General features: G+C 55.3%; 15 protein-coding genes and 1 riboswitch. Of the genes, 10 read left to right on the plus strand and 5 right to left on the minus strand.

Annotation, left to right across the window (positions count from 1 at the left end; genetic code table 11):
- Positions 1 to 11 precede the first annotated feature (11 nt).
- Together hemE and nudC are read right to left on the minus strand one after the other, a co-directional pair.
- Complete coding sequence (gene hemE, locus PYR66_22165) at positions 12 to 1076, minus strand: uroporphyrinogen decarboxylase (GenBank protein ID WEF27939.1); 1065 nt, start codon at positions 1074 to 1076, stop codon at positions 12 to 14.
- 40 nt (positions 1077 to 1116) lie between these two features.
- A complete protein-coding gene (nudC, locus tag PYR66_22170) occupies positions 1117 to 1890 on the minus strand; it encodes an NAD(+) diphosphatase (GenBank protein WEF27940.1) in 774 nt (257 codons plus the stop codon).
- 91 nt (positions 1891 to 1981) lie between these two features.
- On the opposite strand from nudC, the gene rsd reads away from it, so the two are divergent.
- The 10 genes from rsd to PYR66_22220 all read left to right on the plus strand — a co-directional run bounded on the left by rsd (position 1982) and on the right by PYR66_22220 (position 10725).
- The gene (gene rsd, locus PYR66_22175) at positions 1982 to 2479 is read left to right on the plus strand and encodes a sigma D regulator (GenBank protein WEF27941.1); all 498 of its coding nucleotides are present in this window, start codon (positions 1982 to 1984) and stop codon (positions 2477 to 2479) included.
- Positions 2480 to 2531: 52 nt separating this feature from the next.
- Positions 2532 to 2656, plus strand: a riboswitch (TPP riboswitch).
- Between the two features lie 84 nt (positions 2657 to 2740).
- Positions 2741 to 4642 carry a phosphomethylpyrimidine synthase ThiC gene (gene thiC / locus PYR66_22180; GenBank protein ID WEF27942.1) on the plus strand — a complete coding sequence of 634 codons (1902 nt, stop codon included), beginning with the start codon at positions 2741 to 2743 and terminating at the stop codon, positions 4640 to 4642.
- Positions 4642 to 5277: a thiamine phosphate synthase gene (gene thiE, locus PYR66_22185; GenBank protein WEF27943.1), complete on the plus strand. Its 636-nt coding sequence runs from the start codon at positions 4642 to 4644 to the stop codon at positions 5275 to 5277. The genes thiC and thiE overlap by 1 nt, the downstream gene beginning before the upstream one ends.
- Positions 5270 to 6025 carry a HesA/MoeB/ThiF family protein gene (locus tag PYR66_22190; GenBank protein WEF27944.1) on the plus strand — a complete coding sequence of 252 codons (756 nt, stop codon included), beginning with the start codon at positions 5270 to 5272 and terminating at the stop codon, positions 6023 to 6025. Before thiE ends, PYR66_22190 begins: the two co-directional genes overlap by 8 nt.
- Entirely contained in the window at positions 6009 to 6209 is a 201-nt protein-coding gene (gene thiS, locus PYR66_22195) for a sulfur carrier protein ThiS (GenBank protein ID WEF30526.1), read from the plus strand. Before PYR66_22190 ends, thiS begins: the two co-directional genes overlap by 17 nt.
- A 1-nt stretch (position 6210) precedes the next feature.
- Positions 6211 to 6981 carry a thiazole synthase gene (thiG, locus tag PYR66_22200; GenBank protein ID WEF27945.1) on the plus strand — a complete coding sequence of 257 codons (771 nt, stop codon included), beginning with the start codon at positions 6211 to 6213 and terminating at the stop codon, positions 6979 to 6981.
- Positions 6978 to 8111 carry a 2-iminoacetate synthase ThiH gene (thiH, locus tag PYR66_22205; GenBank protein WEF27946.1) on the plus strand — a complete coding sequence of 378 codons (1134 nt, stop codon included), beginning with the start codon at positions 6978 to 6980 and terminating at the stop codon, positions 8109 to 8111. The genes thiG and thiH overlap by 4 nt, the downstream gene beginning before the upstream one ends.
- A 281-nt stretch (positions 8112 to 8392) precedes the next feature.
- The gene (locus tag PYR66_22210) at positions 8393 to 9925 is read left to right on the plus strand and encodes a sensor domain-containing diguanylate cyclase (protein WEF27947.1); all 1533 of its coding nucleotides are present in this window, start codon (positions 8393 to 8395) and stop codon (positions 9923 to 9925) included.
- Positions 9926 to 10098: 173 nt separating this feature from the next.
- Positions 10099 to 10404 carry a PTS sugar transporter subunit IIB gene (locus PYR66_22215; protein ID WEF27948.1) on the plus strand — a complete coding sequence of 102 codons (306 nt, stop codon included), beginning with the start codon at positions 10099 to 10101 and terminating at the stop codon, positions 10402 to 10404.
- Positions 10405 to 10407: 3 nt separating this feature from the next.
- On the plus strand, positions 10408 to 10725 hold the full coding sequence (locus PYR66_22220; protein WEF27949.1) for a PTS lactose/cellobiose transporter subunit IIA: 318 nt from the start codon (positions 10408 to 10410) through the stop codon (positions 10723 to 10725).
- A gap of 43 nt (positions 10726 to 10768) precedes the next feature.
- On the opposite strand, the gene dcuB is transcribed toward PYR66_22220, so the two are convergent.
- From dcuB to rpoB, 3 genes are all read right to left on the minus strand, one after another.
- Positions 10769 to 12109 carry an anaerobic C4-dicarboxylate transporter DcuB gene (gene dcuB / locus PYR66_22225; GenBank protein ID WEF27950.1) on the minus strand — a complete coding sequence of 447 codons (1341 nt, stop codon included), beginning with the start codon at positions 12107 to 12109 and terminating at the stop codon, positions 10769 to 10771.
- 396 nt (positions 12110 to 12505) lie between these two features.
- Entirely contained in the window at positions 12506 to 16729 is a 4224-nt protein-coding gene (gene rpoC / locus PYR66_22230; protein WEF27951.1) for a DNA-directed RNA polymerase subunit beta', read from the minus strand.
- A gap of 76 nt (positions 16730 to 16805) precedes the next feature.
- Positions 16806 to 20834, minus strand: coding sequence for a DNA-directed RNA polymerase subunit beta (gene rpoB, locus PYR66_22235; protein WEF27952.1), 4029 nt, complete (start codon positions 20832 to 20834; stop codon positions 16806 to 16808).

A 20834-nucleotide genomic window follows, 5' to 3' on the forward strand; every position in this document is an offset into this window, starting at 1 on the left:
CGATTTATCTCCTATTGGTGATATTGCGCAGAGAGGCGGTGCACCGCCTCAACAAAGACTCCCGCATGCTGCGGATCAACGTCCTGATGGATACCGTGACCGAGGTTAAAGACATGACCATCACCCCGGCCAAAGCCTGCGAGGATTGTCGCAACTTCGTCTTCAATGCGCGCGGCAGGCGCGTAAAGCATGGACGGATCCATATTGCCCTGCAGCGCCACTTTGTGGCCTACACGGCGACGAGCGTCGGCGATATCGGTGGTCCAGTCGAGACCCAGCGCGTCGCAGCCGGTCTCCGCCATCGCTTCCAGCCACTGCCCGCCGCCTTTGGTGAACAGGGTAACCGGAACGCGGCGGCCTTCGTTTTCACGCAGCAGGCCATCAACGATTTTATGCATATAGTAGAGCGAGAATTGCTGGTAGTCGCGGCCGGTCAGCACGCCGCCCCAGGTGTCGAAAATCATCACCGACTGCGCGCCCGCTTTAATCTGCGCGTTCAGGTACAGGGTGACACTTTTCGCCAGCTTATCCAGCAGCGCGTGCAACGCCTGCGGTTCGGCATACATCATCTTTTTGATGACAGTGAAGGCCTTGCTGCTGCCGCCTTCCACCATATAAGTCGCCAGCGTCCACGGACTGCCGGAAAAACCAATCAGCGGCACGTCGCCTTTCAGTTCACGGCGAATAGTACGCACGGCGTTCATCACGTAGCCTAATTCTTGTTCCGGATCCGGAATCGGCAACTTGTCGACGTCGGCTTTACATGTCACCGGCGAGGTGAAGCGCGGGCCTTCGCCGGCTTCAAAGTACAGCCCCAATCCCATTGCATCCGGGATCGTCAGGATGTCCGAAAAGAGGATCGCCGCATCCAGCGGGTAGCGACGCAGCGGCTGCAGCGTGACTTCACAGGCCAGCTCGGCGTTTTTACACAGTGACATGAAGTCGCCCGCTTGCGCGCGGGTGGCTTTGTATTCCGGTAGATAGCGGCCCGCCTGGCGCATCATCCACACCGGGGTGACATCAACCGGCTGGCGCAGCAGCGCGCGCAGGTAACGATCGTTTTTCAGTTCGGTCATTTTTATATTCCTTTAGCGTTGATGCGCCCAGTGTAACATGTCACTCGTACTCTGCCCGACACATCGCCACCGTATCTTCAATCAGGCGACGCGCCACGGTGCCCGGCGGCGGCAGAAGCGGAAGATCGTCATAGCGGTACCAGTCCGCGTTCAGCAGCTCTTTTTTATCAACCACGATATCGCCGCTGTCGTATTCAGCCATAAAGGCCGTCATCAGCGATTGCGGGAATGGCCATGGCTGCGAAGTGACATAGCGCAGGTTCTTCACTGTAATACCGCTCTCTTCCATCACTTCACGAGCCACCGCCTGCTCTAGGGTTTCACCAACCTCAACAAACCCGGCCAGCACCGTATGCACGCCGTTGCGGTGGCGGGTATGCTGCGCCAGTAGAATGGAATCGTCGCGACGGATCGCAACAATAATGCAGGGGGCGATTTGCGGGTAATAGCGTTCGCGACAGTGGCTGCACAGCATCGCCCACTCGGTTTTGCTGGCATGCATCGGGTGGCCGCAGTATCCGCAGAATTGATGCGATCGATAAAACTCGGCCAATTGGATCCCGCGCCCCGCCAGTTGGAAGAGACCTGGATCCTGATCCAATACCTGGCGCAGCGATCCCATGTCCTGCCGACGCTCCTGACGGACCAGCCATACCGCTTCGCCTTGCCATTCGCCGAGGTGCAGCGCGCGCTCGCCGACAAGATCAAAATTTACCGCTTCGCCATGTGGTAATTCCCCAGCGGGAAGCCATAATTTTTGTTCGTGACTGACGATCCACCAGCCGCGATCTAATTTTTCAATAATACGATCCATATCTATTGCACTACCTTCGTTTTACTGGCACTTTTAACATTATATTTACATTTGGTGAGCAACGTTATTTCTTAATCTTGCGGAGTCAATCATGTTAAACCAGCTGGAAAACCTAACGGAACGCGTTGGAGGCAATAACAAACTGGTCGATCGCTGGCTGCTTGTTCGTAAGCATTTGCTCGTCGCTTACTACAACCTGGTTGGACTGAAACCTGGCAAAGAGTCATTTATGCGGCTTAATGAAAAGGCGCTGGATAACTTTTGCCAAAGCCTGGTGGATTACCTCTCATCCGGTCATTTTAATATTTATGAACGCATTATCGGAGAAATGGAAGGGAGTACTCCTCTTTTAGCCGCCACCAAAATCTACCCATTGCTGGAAGCCAATACCCAGCAGATGATGGACTACTACGATTCCTGCCTCGAAAACGCCATCGACCACGATAACTATCTCGAATTTCAGCAGGCGCTGTCGGATATCGGCGAATCGCTGGAGGCGCGCTTCGCGCTTGAGGACAAGCTGTTCGCCCTCGCCGTCGCCCATGAGCAGAAAAACAACATCGGCGACAATATCGCGCCGACAGCTTGAGTTGTGAACCGTTAACGAGTAATTTACATACATTATCCCTCTGCGGAGGGATTTCATCTTGTCGGAGTGCCTATTTTCCATGCGAAGGCTGAAGTGGAAAAGGCTGAGACCGTTTATTCGGGATCCGCGGAACCTGATCAGGCTAATACCTGCGAAGGGAACAAGAGTAAACTGCTGGTTGCACCTGTCCATAATGGATTGGTCGCATCTGTTACTCCATCCGTCGTCTGACAAGCCATCTCCTTTTATCTGGAATGCGCTATGTCTACTACCAATACCAAACTGACCCGTCGGGAACAACGCGAACACGCGCAGCGATTCATCGATACGCTGGAAGGTACCGCTTTTCCCAATTCACACCGCATCTACATTCACGGCTCACAGGCGGATATTCGCGTTCCGATGCGCGAAATCCAGCTTAGCCCGACGCTCATCGGCGGCGATAGCGCCAATCCTCAATATGAAGCCAACGAACCGATTCCGGTGTATGACACCTCCGGGCCCTATGGCGATCCGGGCATCATCATCGACGTCCGCCAGGGGTTGGCAAAGCTACGCCAGCCATGGATCGACGCGCGTAACGACTGCGCCCCGCTCAGCGAACGCAGCTCGGCTTACACCAAAGCGCGGTTGGCTGACGACGGTCTTGATGAACTACGCTTCAGCGGCCTGCTGACGCCAAAGCGCGCCGTGGCCGGAAAATGCGTCACTCAACTGCACTACGCCCGTCAGGGGATCATCACCCCGGAGATGGAGTTCATCGCTATTCGCGAAAATATGGGTCGCGAGCGCATTCGCGGCGAGGTTCTACGCCAACAGCATGCTGGAGAAGGCTTCGGCGCCCGCCTACCGGAAAACATTACCGCCGAATTCGTCCGCGATGAAGTCGCCGCCGGGCGAGCGATCATCCCCGCTAACATTAACCACCCGGAATCTGAGCCGATGATTATCGGCCGCAATTTCCTGGTGAAAGTGAATGCCAATATTGGCAACTCGGCGGTCACCTCCTCTATCGAAGAAGAAGTGGAAAAGCTGGTCTGGTCAACCCGCTGGGGCGCCGACACGGTGATGGACCTCTCCACCGGTCGCTATATTCATGAAACCCGCGAATGGATCCTGCGCAATAGCCCGGTACCGATCGGCACCGTCCCTGTTTATCAGGCGCTGGAGAAAGTGAACGGCATCGCCGAAAACCTGACCTGGGAAGCCTTCCGCGATACCCTGCTGGAACAGGCCGAACAAGGCGTCGACTACTTCACGATTCATGCCGGGGTACTGCTACGCTACGTGCCGATGACCGCAAAGCGCCTGACCGGTATCGTCTCCCGCGGCGGCTCGATCATGGCTAAATGGTGCTTGTCGCACCATCAGGAAAACTTCCTCTACCAACATTTCCGCGAAATCTGCGAAATCTGCGCCGCCTATGACGTTTCACTCTCGCTCGGCGACGGACTGCGCCCGGGCTCTATTCAGGATGCTAACGACGAGGCGCAGTTCGCTGAACTGCACACGCTGGGCGAGCTGACCAAAATCGCCTGGGAGTATGACGTGCAGGTGATGATCGAAGGCCCCGGTCATGTGCCGATGCAGATGATCCGCCGCAATATGACCGAAGAGCTGGAGCACTGCCACGAAGCGCCGTTCTACACTTTGGGGCCGCTCACCACCGATATCGCGCCGGGCTATGATCACTTCACCTCCGGTATCGGCGCGGCGATGATCGGCTGGTTTGGCTGCGCCATGCTGTGCTACGTCACGCCGAAAGAACACCTCGGTTTACCCAATAAAGAGGATGTGAAGCAGGGGCTGATTACCTACAAAATCGCCGCCCACGCCGCTGACCTCGCGAAAGGCCACCCCGGCGCGCAGATCCGCGATAACGCCATGTCAAAAGCGCGCTTCGAATTCCGCTGGGAAGATCAGTTCAACCTCGCGCTCGACCCGTTTACCGCGCGGGCCTATCACGATGAAACGCTGCCGCAGGAATCCGGCAAAGTCGCTCATTTTTGCTCAATGTGCGGGCCGAAATTCTGCTCGATGAAAATCACCCAGGAAGTCCGCGACTACGCGGCGAAGCAAGAGATCGCCGCCGGTATGGCCGATATGTCGAATAACTTCCGCGCCCGCGGCGGCGAAATTTACCTGAAAAAGGAAAATGCCTAATGTACCAACCTGACTTCCCGCCCGTGCCGTTTCGCCTCGGGCTTTATCCGGTCGTTGACAGCGTGGCGTGGATTGAGCGCCTGCTGGAAGCGGGCGTGCGCACCCTTCAGCTGCGTATCAAAGATAAGTGCGACAACGACGTCGAGGACGATGTGATCGCCGCCATCGCGTTAGGTCGTCAGTATCAGGCGCGTCTGTTTATCAACGATTACTGGCAACTGGCGATTAAGCACCAGGCGTACGGTGTACACCTGGGACAAGAAGATCTGGAAACCACCGATCTGAGCGCTATCCGTAAAGCCGGGCTGCGCCTTGGCGTCTCCACCCATGATGATATGGAAATCGACGTCGCGCTGGCGGCACGCCCTTCCTATGTCGCACTGGGCCATGTCTTTCCGACGCAAACCAAACAGATGCCTTCAGCGCCGCAAGGCCTTGAGCAGCTTGCCGGACATATTCAGCGCCTGGCCGATTACCCGACGGTGGCGATCGGCGGCATTAGTCTGGAAAAAGCGCCGGGCGTGCTGGCAACCGGCGTCGGCAGCATCGCGGTAGTCAGCGCCATTACCCAGGCAGCAGACTGGCGCGCGGCCACCGCGCAGCTGCTGGAACTGGCGGGAGCAGGCGATGAATGATCACGACTTCATGCGCTATAGCCGCCAGCTGCTGCTGGAGGATATCGCCATCGAGGGGCAGCAGAAACTGTTAGCCAGCCGGGTGCTGATTATCGGCCTTGGCGGATTGGGTTCCCCGGCAGCGCTGTATCTGGCAGGGGCTGGCGTCGGTACGCTGACGCTGGCCGATGACGACGCCGTGCATCTCAGCAACCTACAGCGGCAAATTCTGTTCACCAGCGACGATATCGACCAACCCAAAGCGGCGGCGGCAAAAATACGGCTCGCCCAGTTGAATCCGCAAATCAATCTCGTCGCGCTGCAACGGCGTTTAAGCGGCGAGGCATTGCGCGTCGAAGTGGCGAAAGCGGACGTGGTGCTGGACTGTACCGATAATATGGTCACCCGTCAGGCGATCAACGCCGTCTGCGTGGCTCTTGAAACGCCGTTGGTGACCGCCAGCGCCGTCGGCTTCGGTGGTCAGTTAATGGTGCTAACCCCTCCCTGGACACAGGGCTGCTATCGCTGCCTGTGGCCGGATACCGCTGAGCCGCAACGTAACTGCCGCACCGCCGGGATTGTCGGCCCGGTGGTCGGCATGATGGGCACGCTGCAGGCGTTGGAGGCCATTAAGCTACTCAGCGGCATGGCGACGCCGCGTAACACCCTGCGACTGTTCGACGCCCGCACCAGCAACTGGCGCAATCTTGCGCTGCAAAAAGCCCAGGGCTGCCCGGTTTGCGGAGGGCATGATGCAGATCTGGTTTAACGACGAACCGCTGGAGTGCGCGGACAATCTCAGCGTAAGCGCTCTGCTCGCCCAACTGGAACAACAACAACCGGGCGTCGCACTGGCGCTCAACCAACACATTCTGCCGCGCGAGCGGTGGCAACATCATCTGCTGCAGGAAGGCGATCGGGTCCTGCTTTTTCAGGTCATCGCCGGAGGCTGACATGTTACGTATTGCCGATAAGACATTTGAATCCCATCTTTTTACCGGAACCGGCAAATTCGCCGCCCCGGAGATGATGGTCGAGGCGATTCGCGCCTCGGGAAGCCAGCTGGTGACGCTGGCGATGAAACGCGTCGATTTGCGTCAACACAATGACGCCATTCTCGCGCCACTGCTGGCAGCGGGCGTCAGTCTGCTGCCGAATACCTCAGGGGCGAAGACGGCGGAAGAAGCGGTATTTGCCGCCCGCCTGGCGCGGGAAGCCTTAGGCACTCACTGGCTGAAGCTGGAAATTCACCCGGACGCCCGCTGGCTGCTGCCCGATCCGATTGAAACCTTAAAAGCGGCGGAGCTGCTGGTCCGTGAAGGGTTCGTCGTTCTGCCCTATTGCGGCGCCGACCCGGTACTGTGCAAACGGCTGGAAGAGGTCGGTTGCGCGGCGGTGATGCCGCTGGGCGCGCCAATCGGTTCCAACCAGGGGCTGGAAACCAAAGCGATGCTGGAGATTATTATTGAGCAGGCGACGGTACCGGTCGTGGTCGATGCCGGGATTGGCGTACCGAGCCATGCGGCGCAAGCGCTGGAGATGGGCGCTGACGCGGTGCTGGTCAATACCGCCATCGCCGTAGCCGACGATCCTGTCGTCATGGCTCGCGCTTTCCGCATGGCGGTCGATGCCGGATTACTGGCGCGTCAGGCAGGACCCGGCGCGCGCAGTCGCCAGGCGCAGGCCACCAGCCCGCTGACTGGATTCCTGGAGGCGCTGGCATGAAGACCTTCAGCGATCGTTGGCGGCAGCTGGAGTGGGATGACATCCGCCTGCGTATCAACAGCAAAACCGCCGCCGACGTCGAACGAGCATTGGTGGCGAAACCGCTCACCCGCGACGACATGATGGCCCTGCTTTCGCCCGCGGCCGCCGCGTATCTTGAACCGCTGGCGCAACGCGCGCAACGGCTCACCCGTCAGCGTTTCGGCAACACCGTTAGCTTTTACGTGCCGCTGTATCTGTCCAACCTGTGCGCTAACGACTGCACCTACTGCGGTTTCTCAATGAGCAACCGCATTAAACGCAAGACTCTTGATGAAGTCGAGATTGCCCGTGAATGCGCCGCTATCCGCGATCTGGGTTTTGAACATTTGTTGCTGGTCACCGGCGAGCATCAGAGCAAAGTCGGGATGGATTATTTCCGCCAGCACCTGCCAGCCATCCGTAGCCAGTTTGCCTCGCTACATATGGAAGTACAGCCGCTGGCGACCGAAGAGTATGCCGAACTGAAAACGCTGGGGCTCGACGGCGTCATGGTCTATCAGGAAACTTACCATGAGAGCATGTATGCCCAGCACCACCTGAAAGGCAAAAAACAGGATTTCTTCTGGCGACTGGATACACCGGATCGCTTAGGCGAGGCGGGGATCGACAAGATCGGCCTCGGCGCGCTGATTGGCCTTTCCGACAGCTGGCGGGTGGATTGTTTTATGGTTGCTGAGCATCTGCTGTGGCTGCAGCAACGCTACTGGCGCAGCCGCTACTCAATCTCCTTCCCGCGTCTGCGCCCCTGCGCCGGCGGTATTGAACCAGCTTCGCTCATGGACGAGCGTCAGTTGGTGCAAACCATTTGCGCCTTCCGCCTGTTGGCGCCGGAAGTGGAACTGTCGTTATCGACCCGCGAATCACCGTGGTTCCGCGACCGGGTGATCCCGCTGGCGATTAATAACGTCAGCGCGTTCTCCAAAACTCAGCCCGGCGGTTACGCTGACGATCATCCGGAGCTCGAGCAATTCGCGCCGCACGACGACCGTCGTCCCGAAGAGGTTGCCAGCGCGCTGGCTGCCCGCGGGCTGCAGCCGGTGTGGAAAGACTGGGATAGCTGGCTGGGACGCGCCTCGCAATCATCATGAAACCTGCTGCAAGCACCTGATTATTTTGCGTGCCTGCACGAGAGATGAAAAACGGAGGGTCGCCCGACCGCCGCCATTTTTCTATTCTGCCAGGGTCAGCAGCGGACGCTGACCAGGGCGGATTATCCCTTCCTCACTTTCGCCCTGCCTCTTTCGCCCGCACTGCCGCGAACATATTGCCACCGAATATAAATCGCAATACTAAGCGCGCTCAGCGTTATAATTGAACGACAACAACTTGAAGTATGACGGGTATATAGATCCTGGACGATTAACAACTCATGGCACGCCACAACAGAAAGCTCTCTTTTACTACGCCGATCGTCGTGGGGTTTGCGGGGATTTTGCTCAGTTTTTTGCTGATTGCGATCTTTGTTATCGCGACGCAAAAGAAAAATTTTCTTGAAGACTATCATCATATTAACCGCAACTTTACCCACAACCTTGCGGTGAATTACACCGAATCGCTGCTGCGCGAGAATGACTACATTCTGGCGCGCGCAACGAAATACTTCGCTCGCGATGACGCGCTCAATAACGCCGTTAACCTCGATCCGCAAAAAGGGTTGGACGACCTGATGCGTCTGCAGGAGCTGATGCCGACAGTCTCCTCTATTTCGCTGGCCGATACCCGCGGCCGCTATCTGCGTGCCCCTGAGGTACTGGAGGGCGAAGAGAGCCGCGCCTTTGATCCCAAAACGCGCCCCTGGTTTATTCGTCAGGCGGAAGCCAGCACTTTTAGTCTCTATACCAGTCCCTACATGGATTACTTCACCCATCGCCCCACCGTCACCGTCTACCGGCCGGTCATTTCACCACAGGGTCGGCTCAAAGGTAGTCTGGCGTTCCATATGGACCTGACATCGATGGGCTTCGCACTGCGGCAGATCGTCTCCCCGGTACAGGGGGAGTTTTTTGTCGTCCAGCGCGACGGAAAAGTAGTGCTCCATCCCGATACCGGCGCACTGTTTAAACCCTACGTGAGCGCCGGGCTGATGGACAAAATGACCAGTGCGGAAGGCCAGCTCTACGATACGGAACAGGAGGTCTGGTATTACTACTACTCCTTCACCAACCCTGACTGGTTTGTTATTTTCCGCGTGACCGACGCCACCCTGGCCGACCTGACGCGCTACGAAACCGATATTGTCGCCTGGGGCTTCGTCCTCGCCGCCATCGTCATCATTCTGTTCGGGCTGTATCTGCGCCACGCTTCACGTACCGTGCTGATGAACATCATCAACGCCATTAAGACCGGCGACGTCAAGCGCGCGCCGCGGCTGGAAGCCATGCTCAGCAAAGCGATTGAGAGCAATAAGCAACGCGAGCTCACCTATGTCCGCCAGGCGACCATCGATGCCCTGACCGGCTGTAAAAACCGCCGAGCCTTTGATAGCGATATTGCCGCGCTGATGAACGATCACCAGCCCTTTGCCCTCGCGCTGGTCGATATCGATAACTTTAAATTGATTAATGATACCTGGGGCCATCTCAATGGCGACATCGTGCTGCGTAACGTCGCGCGTGAAGGGCTACAAATCCTGCAGCCGCAGGCGATTTCACTTTATCGTTACGGCGGTGAAGAGTTTGCCGTCATCTTTCCTGCTGAATATATCGATAAGGCCCGCGCCATTCTGGAAGACTGGCGCCTTAACGTCGCCCGCCGTACCTGGCGCGAAGAGGGATTAACCGTCACCTTTAGCGCAGGGCTCGGGGAATGGAATATGGAGCCGCTGGAAAAACTGGTCGTTAGCGTAGACGAAGCGTTGTATAAGGCCAAACAGCAGGGCAAGAACCGAATCGTTCGCGCCTGAACACAATCCCCTGATAGCCAGCTTCTACGGGCTTTTTTCTCGATTGTAGCAAAATTGAAACCGGTTTCATTTTTTGTGATGCTTTACACACAATCATGGTGAAGCAGTTGTGCCACATCGCCGCCCGCGATAAAGATGACGTATCAAGGAACATACATAAGGGCGATGAAACTATGAAGAATATCGTTTTATGCTGTGCCGCAGGAATGTCCACCAGCATGCTGGTGCAACGCATGAAAGATGCCGCTCAAAAGAAAGGCGTCGAGGTCTCGATCAAGGCTGTCCCGGTAGCGGAGTTCAACGATAACCTGGCGACTGCGGATATTATTCTGCTCGGTCCGCAGGTGAAATATGAACAAGCTAAACTACAGGCGCTAGCCGACCCGGTCGGTAAGAAAGTCGCTGTTATCGATATGATGGATTACGGCATGATGAAAGGTGATGCCGTCCTTGAAAAAGCCCTGAAGTTAATGGAGTAAGGCATGGAAGATTTAGAAACGATTATCATGGAACTGCTGGTTAACGCCGGCTCCGCGCGTAGTTCTGCTCTTACCGCCCTGCAACTGGCGCGTAAAGGCGATTTCACTGCGGCCGAACAAGCCATGGCCGAGTCTCATGAGTTCGTGAAACATGCGCATAAAATCCAGACCCAGCTTATTGGTCTGGATGAAGGCAGCGGTAAGCTGCCGGTCAATCTGATTACCGTCCACTCACAGGATCACCTGATGAATGCGATGGTGATTCAGGATCTGGCAACCGATATGATTGAGCTCTATCGCCGCCTGCCGCCCGCACAATAATGTCGATGATGACACAGGCGCCGCCAGCGGCGCCTGCCCTCACTTACAGAAAACCATACATCGCCGCGAATACCCAGCCAAACACGCAGGATACGCTGACGCCAATTAAGCCCGGCAGGATAAAGCTGTGGTTAATGACAAAGCGGCCGATATGCGTGGTGCCTGAACGGTCAAACTGAATCGCCGCCAGATCGCTCGGATAGGTCGGCAGAATATAATAGCCATAGCAGGCAGGTGCGGAAGCAACGATATAGGCCGGATCGACGCCAATCGCCAGCGCCACTGGCACAATCGCCGCCAGTGCCGCCGCCTGGGAGTTAACAAACTTCGACACCAGCAACAGAACGATGGCATAAGCCCACGGGTACTCCTTCACCATCTCCCCGAGCACACCTTTAATCTCGGTCATGTGCGCACCGAACATGGTCTCTGCCATCCACGCGATACCATACACCGCGACGATAGCGATCATCCCCGAACGGAAAACCTCATTCCTGGAAATCGATGCGGGATTGGTTTTGGTAATGATGATGATGAGCGCCCCGGAGAGCAGCATAAACATCTGGATCACCAGCACCATCGACAGCGGCTTGCCGTCGAATGTCGGGCGCAGTTCGGAGAAAGCGCCAAGCAAAGCGACCACTGCGATCGAGGCAAGGAAAATCCACATCGCAATCCAGTTACTGGTTGGCAGCTTTTTATCTAACAGTGTGGCCGTATCGCCATAAACGTAATGACGGTTTTCCGGTACGGCAATAAAAGCCTGGAAGGTCTCGTCTTTGTCGAGATCTTTGCCGCGGAACCAACTGAAGATACCAATCGCCAGGATCCCCAGTAGCGTTGATGGGATGGTTATTGCCAACAGATCGAGAAACTCAAGGTGCTTACCGTTAAAGGTAAAATTACCAAGCATGGCCACCAGCGAGACGACCGCTACCGAGACCGGGCTGGCGATGATCCCCATTTGGGCACCAATGGAACTCGCGGCCATCGGTCGTTCCGGGCGAATGTTATTTTTAATCGCCACGTCGTAAATAATCGGCAGGATCGTATACACCACATGGCCGGTGCCGCACAAAATCGTCAGCGTACAGGTGACGAACGGCGCCACGATCGAGACATATTTAGGATTACGCCGCAGGAGCTTCTCGGCAATCTGCAACATAACATCCAAACCACCGGAGGCCTGTAGGGTCGCCGAGGCGGCCACCACGGCAATAATCACCAGCATGACATCAACGGGCGGTTTTCCCGGTTTAAGATGAAAGACAAAAACTAAGATAACTAACCCAATGCCGCCTAACAGACCGAGCGCAATACCGCCCTTTTTCGCGCCATAGAACAGACAAATTAAGATAATGATAAGTTGTATAGCAAATTCCATGTATCCCCCAGAAGCTATCCATTAAATAATGACCATGCTCTCCGCTTTATTTTTATTTGCTCGCCTCCTCCATCGCCTGCTGACAGACGTAGTGATCCCCTCAGTTGCGGTAAACCGAAAAGAATGTGGAAAAGTAATCACATGATTCTTTGAGTTTTTTGACTATATAGAGTTTGCAGAGCTTATTTTTTGATATACGTAGAGTTTTTATCCATCAATTAGCGACGGCGTAAAGAAATAGCAAATAGATAATTATCAGACATGTTTTATTTGCTAATTAATTGCGGTAATTACATTAAATAAATGTAATTAAAAATAGACGGGAGTGTTCAACAGACAATAAAAAAGCCAGTCAGGAAATCTGACTGGCTTTTTAAGCGCTTAGCGAATCAACGATTAATCGTTGTCGGAACCGCCCAAGCCTGCGTTCAGCAGTTCTGCCAGGTTGGCAGAGGCTTCTTCAACGCTCACCTGCGGCGCAGCTGGCTGTTCGCCCGCAGCGCGACGGCGCATACGATCCTGGTGGTACGCATAACCGGTACCCGCCGGGATCAGACGACCAACGATGACGTTCTCTTTCAGGCCGCGCAGTTCGTCGCGTTTGCCCGCAACGGCTGCTTCGGTCAGCACGCGAGTCGTCTCCTGGAACGATGCCGCGGAGATGAAGGACTCGGTTGCCAGAGACGCTTTGGTGATACCCAGCAGGTCGCGGGAATACGTCGCCGCCACTTTGCCGTTCGCTTCCAGATCGCGGTTAGCAATCTTCACGCGAGAGTATTCAACCTGCTCGCCTTCCAGGAAGTCGGAGCTACCAGCACTTTCGATGGTCGCTTTACGCAGCATCTGACGAACGATAACTTCAATGTGCTTATCGTTAATCTTAACGCCTTGCAGACGGTAAACGTCCTGGACTTCGTTGGTGATGTAACGCGTTACCGCGTGTACGCCACGAAGACGCAGAATGTCGTGCGGCGCTTCCGGACCGTCGGAAACCACGTCACCACGTTCTACACGTTCACCTTCGAACACGTTCAGCTGACGCCACTTCGGAATCATCTCTTCGTACGGATCGCTACCGTCTACCGGGGTGATAACCAGACGACGTTTCCCTTTGGTTTCTTTACCGAAGGAAATGATGCCGCTGATTTCAGCCAGGATTGCCGGCTCTTTCGGACGACGTGCTTCGAACAGGTCCGCAACGCGCGGCAGACCACCGGTGATATCCTTGGTACCGCCGGATTCCTGCGGTACACGCGCCAGGGTGTCACCAGAACTGATCTGTACGCCATCTTCCAGCTGAACAATCGCTTTACCCGGCAGGAAGTACTGAGCAGGCATATCAGTGCCTGGGATCAGAACGTCGTTGCCCTGAGCGTCAACAATTTTCAGCGCCGGACGCAGATCTTTACCACCTGCGGTACGTTCTGCAGAATCCAGAACCACCAGCGAGGACAGACCGGTCAGCTCGTCGGTCTGACGAGTAATGGTCTGGCCGTCGATCATGTCGGTGAAGCGGACGAAACCACTCACCTCGGTGATAACCGGCATGGTGTGCGGATCCCAGTTTGCTACGGTTTCGCCGCCAGCAACCTGCTCGCCGTCGCCTTTAGCCATAACGGAGCCGTAAGGCACTTTATAGCTTTCTTTAGTACGACCGAATTCGTCGATCAGCTTCAGCTCGGTGTTACGAGAGGTGATAACCAGTTTACCGCTGGAGTTCACAACCGACTTCGCGTTGCTCAGACGGATGCTACCTTTGTTTTTCACCTGGATGCTGGATTCAGCAGCCGCACGAGATGCCGCACCACCGATGTGGAACGTACGCATCGTCAGCTGTGTACCCGGCTCACCGATGGACTGTGCCGCGATAACGCCGATAGCCTCACCTTTGTTGATGATGTGGCCACGCGCCAGGTCACGACCGTAGCAGTGCGCACATACACCAAAGTCGGTGTCACAGGATACAACGGAACGGACTTTAACGGAGTCAACGGAGTTCTCTTCCAACAGGTCACACCAGTGCTCGTGCAGCAGCGTGTTGCGTGGAACCAGAATGTCCGCGGTACCCGGCTTCAGTACGTCTTCAGCAGTCACACGACCCAGTACGCGGTCGCGCAGCGGCTCTTTAACGTCGCCACCTTCGATAACCGGCGTCATGGTGATGCCTTCCAGGGTGCCACAGTCGTCTTCAGTCACGACCAGGTCCTGTGCAACGTCAACCAGACGACGAGTCAGGTAACCGGAGTTCGCTGTCTTCAGTGCGGTATCCGCCAGACCTTTACGAGCACCGTGAGTGGAGATGAAGTACTGGAGTACGTTCAGACCTTCACGGAAGTTCGCGGTGATCGGCGTTTCGATGATGGAGCCATCCGGCTTCGCCATCAGACCACGCATACCCGCCAGCTGACGAATCTGTGCCGCAGAACCACGCGCACCGGAGTCGGCCATCATGTAGATGCTGTTGAAGGAAACCTGCTGCTCTTCCTGGCCGTCACGGTTAATCACGGTTTCGGTTTGTAGGTTATCCATCATCGCTTTGGATACACGATCGTTCGCCGCAGCCCAGATATCGATAACTTTGTTGTAGCGTTCGCCCGCTGTTACCAGACCAGACTGGAACTGTTCCTGAATCTCAGCAACTTCCGCTTCCGCTTCGCTGATGATTTCGTATTTTTTCTCCGGGATGACCATGTCATCGATACCAACGGATGCACCTGAACGCGCTGCATAAGCAAAGCCGGTGTACATCGTCTGGTCCGCAAAAATAACGGTCGGTTTCAGGCCCAGAATACGGTAACAGGTGTTCAGCATCTTGGAGATCGCTTTCTTACCGAGCGCCTGGTTCACGATAGAGAACGGCAGACCTTTTGGTACGATCATCCACAGAATGGCACGGCCGACGGTCGTGTCTTTCAGGCTGGTCTTCGCGACGAATTCGCCGTTTTCATCTTTTTCGTATTCAGTGATACGCACTTTAACGCGCGCATGCAGAGAGGCCAGGCCGGCGCGATAAATACGCTCAGCTTCTTTCGGGCCAGTCAGCACCATGCCTTCGCCTTTGGCGTTAACACAGTCGCGGGTCATGTAGTACAGACCCAATACAACGTCCTGAGACGGAACGATGATCGGTTCGCCGTTCGCCGGGGACAGAATGTTGTTAGTAGACATCATCAGCGCACGCGCTTCCAGCTGAGCTTCCAGCGTCAGCGGTACGTGAACAGCCATCTGGTCACCATCGAAGTCGGCGTTATAAGCCGCACAAACCAGCGGGTGCAGCTGGATGGCTTTACCTTCGATCAGAACCGGTTCGAATGCCTGGATACCCAAACGGTGCAGTGTTGGCGCACGGTTCAGCAGTACCGGGTGTTCGCGGATAACTTCGTCCAGGATATCCCAAACGACAGCTTCTTCACGCTCAACCATTTTCTTCGCGGCTTTGATGGTGGTGGCGAGGCCACGCAGTTCCAGCTTGCCGTAAATGAACGGTTTGAACAGCTCCAGCGCCATTTTCTTCGGCAGGCCGCACTGATGCAGACGCAGGTATGGACCTACGGTGATAACAGAACGACCGGAGTAGTCAACACGCTTACCGAGCAGGTTCTGACGGAAACGACCCTGTTTACCTTTGATCATATCGGCCAAAGATTTCAGAGGACGTTTGTTAGAACCGGTGATCGCACGACCGCGACGACCGTTATCCAGCAGGGCGTCAACCGCTTCCTGCAGCATACGTTTTTCGTTGCGTACGATGATGTCCGGCGCAGCCAGATCCAGCAGACGTTTCAGACGGTTGTTACGGTTAATGACGCGACGATACAGATCGTTCAGGTCAGAAGTCGCAAAACGACCGCCATCCAGCGGAACCAGCGGACGCAGATCTGGCGGCAGAACCGGCAGAACGGTCAGGATCATCCACTCCGGCTTGTTGCCAGACTGCACGAACGCTTCCAGCAGCTTGATGCGCTTGGTCAGCTTTTTACGCTTGGTTTCGGAGTTGGTTTCGTTCAGCTCTTCACGCAGCTGCTCGCACTCTTGCTCCAGATCCATGCTCTTCAGCAGGGCCTGAATAGCTTCGGCGCCCATCTTCGCGTCGAATTCGTCACCGAACTCTTCCAGCGCGTCCAGGTACTGCTCTTCAGTCAGAATCTGGTTGCGTTCGAGGTTGGTCATGCCACCTTCGATAACAACATAAGATTCAAAGTACAGTACGCGTTCGATATCGCGCAGCGGCATATCCAGCAGCAGACCGATACGGGACGGCAGAGACTTCAGGAACCAGATGTGGGCAGTCGGAGACGCCAGCTCGATGTGGCCCATGCGCTCACGACGCACTTTGGTCTGGGTCACTTCAACGCCGCACTTCTCACAGATAACACCACGGTGTTTCAGGCGCTTGTACTTACCGCACAGGCACTCATAGTCTTTCACTGGCCCGAAAATACGAGCGCAGAACAGACCGTCACGTTCTGGTTTGAACGTACGGTAGTTAATGGTTTCCGGCTTTTTAACTTCACCGAAAGACCATGAACGGATCATGTCTGGCGATGCCAGAGCAATTTTGATCGCATCAAACTCTTCGGTTTTAGTTTGCGCTTTCAGAAACTTTAATAAGTCTTTCACGGATTTGCTCCCGTCGGAGTTAGCACAATCTGGCGCCGGGTTTAACCCCGGCACCAGTGACCTGTTTGAGCGAGAGTTACTCGTCTTCCAGTTCGATGTTGATGCCCAGCGAGCGGATTTCTTTCAACAGTACGTTGAAGGATTCCGGCATGCCCGGTTCCATCTGGTGGTTGCCGTCCACGATGTTTTTATACATCTTGGTACGACCGTTCACGTCATCAGACTTAACGGTGAGCATTTCCTGCAGGGTGTAGGCCGCGCCGTATGCTTCCAGCGCCCACACTTCCATCTCACCGAAGCGCTGACCACCGAACTGCGCCTTACCACCCAGCGGCTGCTGAGTAACCAGGCTGTAAGAACCGGTAGAACGAGCGTGCATCTTGTCGTCGACCAGGTGGTTCAGTTTCAGCATGTACATGTAACCTACGGTTACCTGACGCTCGAACTGTTCACCGGTACGGCCGTCGAACAGGGTAATCTGACCAGAAGATGGCAGACCGCCCAGTTGCAGCAGTTCTTTAATTTCCGCTTCTTTTGCACCGTCGAATACTGGCGTTGCGATTGGCATACCTTTCTTCAGGTTTTCAGCCAGACGCAGCACTTCTTCATCGCTGAAGGTATTCAGGTCGACTTTCTGACGAACGTCGGTACCCAGATCGTAAGCACGCTGGATGAACTCGCGCAGTTTCGCGACTTCTTGCTGCTGTTTCAGCATGGCGTTGATCTTATCGCCGATGCCTTTCGCAGCCATACCCAGGTGAGTTTCCAGGATCTGACCGATGTTCATACGAGACGGTACGCCCAGCGGGTTCAGTACGATATCTACCGGCGTACCGTTAGCATCGTGCGGCATATCTTCGATCGGGTTGATCTTAGAGATAACACCCTTGTTACCGTGACGACCTGCCATCTTATCACCAGGCTGGATACGGCGTTTAACGGCCAGGTATACCTTAACAATCTTCAGCACGCCCGGTGCCAGATCGTCGCCTTGGGTGATTTTACGGCGTTTCGCTTCGAGTTTTTTCTCGAACTCGTGTTTCAGTTCGTCATACTGCTCAGCCAGTTGTTCCAGCTGATTTTGCTTCTCTTCGTCGGTCAGGCCCAGTTCCAGCCAGCGATCGCGCGGCAGTTTGTCGAGCTTGTCAGCTTCAACGCCGCCGGCAACCAGCACCGCGTAGATACGGCTGAACAGACCCGCTTCGAGGATCTGCAGTTCTTCAGACAGGTCTTTCTTAGCCTGCTTCAGCTGCATCTCTTCGATTTCCAGAGCACGCTTGTCTTTTTCTACGCCGTCACGGGTAAAGACCTGAACGTCGATAACGGTACCAGAGACACCGTTCGGTACGCGCAGAGAAGAGTCTTTAACGTCAGACGCTTTCTCACCGAAGATCGCACGCAGCAGTTTCTCTTCCGGAGTCAGCTGGGTTTCACCTTTCGGCGTTACCTTACCAACCAGGATATCGCCGCCGGTCACTTCCGCACCGATGTAAACGATACCGGATTCATCCAGTTTGGAGAGCGCAGCTTCACCCACGTTCGGGATATCAGCGGTGATCTCTTCCGGCCCCAGCTTGGTGTCACGAGACACGCACGCCAGTTCCTGAATGTGGATGGTGGTGAAACGGTCTTCCTGGACCACTCGCTCGGATACGAGGATGGAGTCTTCGAAGTTGTAGCCGTTCCACGGCATGAACGCTACGCGCATGTTCTGACCCAGCGCCAGTTCACCGAGGTCGGTGGACGGGCCGTCGGCCAGTACGTCGCCGCGTTCAATCGGTTCGCCCAGGGACACGCAAGGCATCTGGTTGATGCAGGTGTTCTGGTTAGAACGGGTGTACTTAGTCAGGTTGTAGATGTCGATACCCGCTTCGCCCGGATACATCTCGTCTTCGTTAACTTTGATAACGATACGGGAAGCATCCACGTACTGAACGGTACCGCCACGTTTAGCAACCGCAGTTACACCGGAGTCAACGGCAACAGCACGTTCCATACCGGTACCAACCAGTGGCTTATCAGCGCGCAGAGTCGGAACCGCCTGACGTTGCATGTTCGCACCCATCAATGCACGGTTGGCGTCATCGTGTTCCAGGAACGGGATCAGGGACGCACCGACGGATACCACCTGCTGGGTGGATACGTCCATGTAGTCAACCTGGTCGCGGCTGAACAAGCTGGATTCGCCTTTGCTACGGCAGGTAACCAGATCTTCAACAAAGTGGCCTTCGTCATCCAGGTTGGAGTTCGCCTGAGCGATGACGTAGTTACCTTCTTCGATAGCAGACAGGTAATGAATTTCGTCGGTTACAACACCGTCAGTCACTTTACGATACGGCGTCTCAAGGAAGCCATATTCGTTAGTCTGTGCGTACACGGACAGGGAGTTGATCAGACCGATGTTCGGACCTTCAGGCGTTTCGATTGGACATACGCGACCGTAGTGAGTCGGGTGTACGTCTCGAACTTCGAAGCCTGCGCGTTCACGGGTCAGACCGCCTGGGCCGAGTGCGGAGATACGACGTTTGTGCGTAATCTCAGACAGCGGGTTGTTCTGGTCCATAAACTGAGACAGCTGGCTGGAACCGAAGAACTCTTTCACTGCTGCGGAAATCGGCTTGGCGTTGATCATATCCTGAGGCATCAGGGTATCCAGATCGCCCAGAGACAGACGCTCTTTCACCGCACGCTCTACACGCACCAGGCCAACGCGGAATTGGTTTTCCGCCATTTCGCCAACGGAACGGATACGACGGTTGCCGAGGTGGTCGATATCATCGACTTCGCCTTTACCGTTACGGATATCGATGAGCTTCTTCATCACTTCGATGATGTCGTCTTTGCTCAGGATACCGGAACCTTCGATTTCGTCACGCAGCAGAGAACGGTTGAACTTCATACGACCAACCGCAGACAGATCGTAGCGGTCTTCGGAGAAGAACAGGTTCTCGAACAGGCTTTCCGCTGCTTCGCGAGTCGGCGGCTCACCCGGGCGCATCATGCGGTAGATTTCTACCAGCGCGCTCAGACGATCGTTAGTCGGGTCGACGCGTACCGTTTCAGAAATATACGGGCCGTGGTCCAGGTCGTTGGTGAACAGCGTTTCGATACGCTTGTGGCCGGACTGGCTCAACTTCGCCAGCAGATCCAGGCTCAGCTCCATGTTCGCCGCGCAGATCAGCTCACCGGTAGATTCGTCAACGTAGTCTTTAGAAGCGACTTTGCCCGCAATGTACTCAACCGGAACTTCGATATGTTTGATATCGTCTTTTTCCAGCTGGCGGATGTGGCGCGCAGTAATACGGCGGCCTTTCTCAACGTACACTTTACCGTCGGCTTCGATATCGAAGGAGGCGGTTTCACCGCGCAGACGCTCCGGTACCAATTCCATCTGCAGCTTGTTATCGCGAATTTCAAAGACCACTTTCTCGAAGAACAGGTCAAGGATCTGCTCAGTGGTATAATTCAGCGCGCGCAGAATGATGGTTGCAGGCAGTTTACGACGACGGTCGATACGAACGAACAGGTTGTCTTTCGGGTCGAATTCGAAGTCCAGCCAGGAACCACGGTAAGGGATGATACGTGCGTTATACAGGACCTTACCGGAAGAGTGAGTCTTACCTTTGTCACTGTCAAAGAAGACGCCCGGGCTACGGTGCAGCTGAGAAACGATAACACGCTCGGTACCGTTGATAACAAAGGTACCGTTGTCGGTCATGAGCGGAATTTCGCCCATGTAGACTTCTTGTTCTTTAATGTCTTTAACGGTGCCTTCCGGCGCTTCGCGCTCGTAGATCACCAGACGCAGTTTTACGCGCAGCGGTGCGGAATACGTCACGCCACGGATCTGACATTCTTTAACATCAAAAACAGGTTCGCCCAGACGGTAGCTGACGTATTGCAGCTCTGAATTACCGCTGTAGCTCTGAATCGGGAATACGGAACGGAAGGCTGCTTCCAGACCATACTGCCCTTCAGGATCTTGCTCGATAAACTTCTGGAACGAGTCAAGCTGGATAGAAAGGAGATAAGGTACATCCAGAACTTGTGGACGTTTACCAAAATCCTTACGAATACGTTTTTTCTCGGTATAGGAGTAAACCAT

This window comes from Klebsiella aerogenes, assembly GCA_029027985.1.
Lineage (GTDB): Bacteria > Pseudomonadota > Gammaproteobacteria > Enterobacterales > Enterobacteriaceae > Klebsiella > Klebsiella aerogenes_A.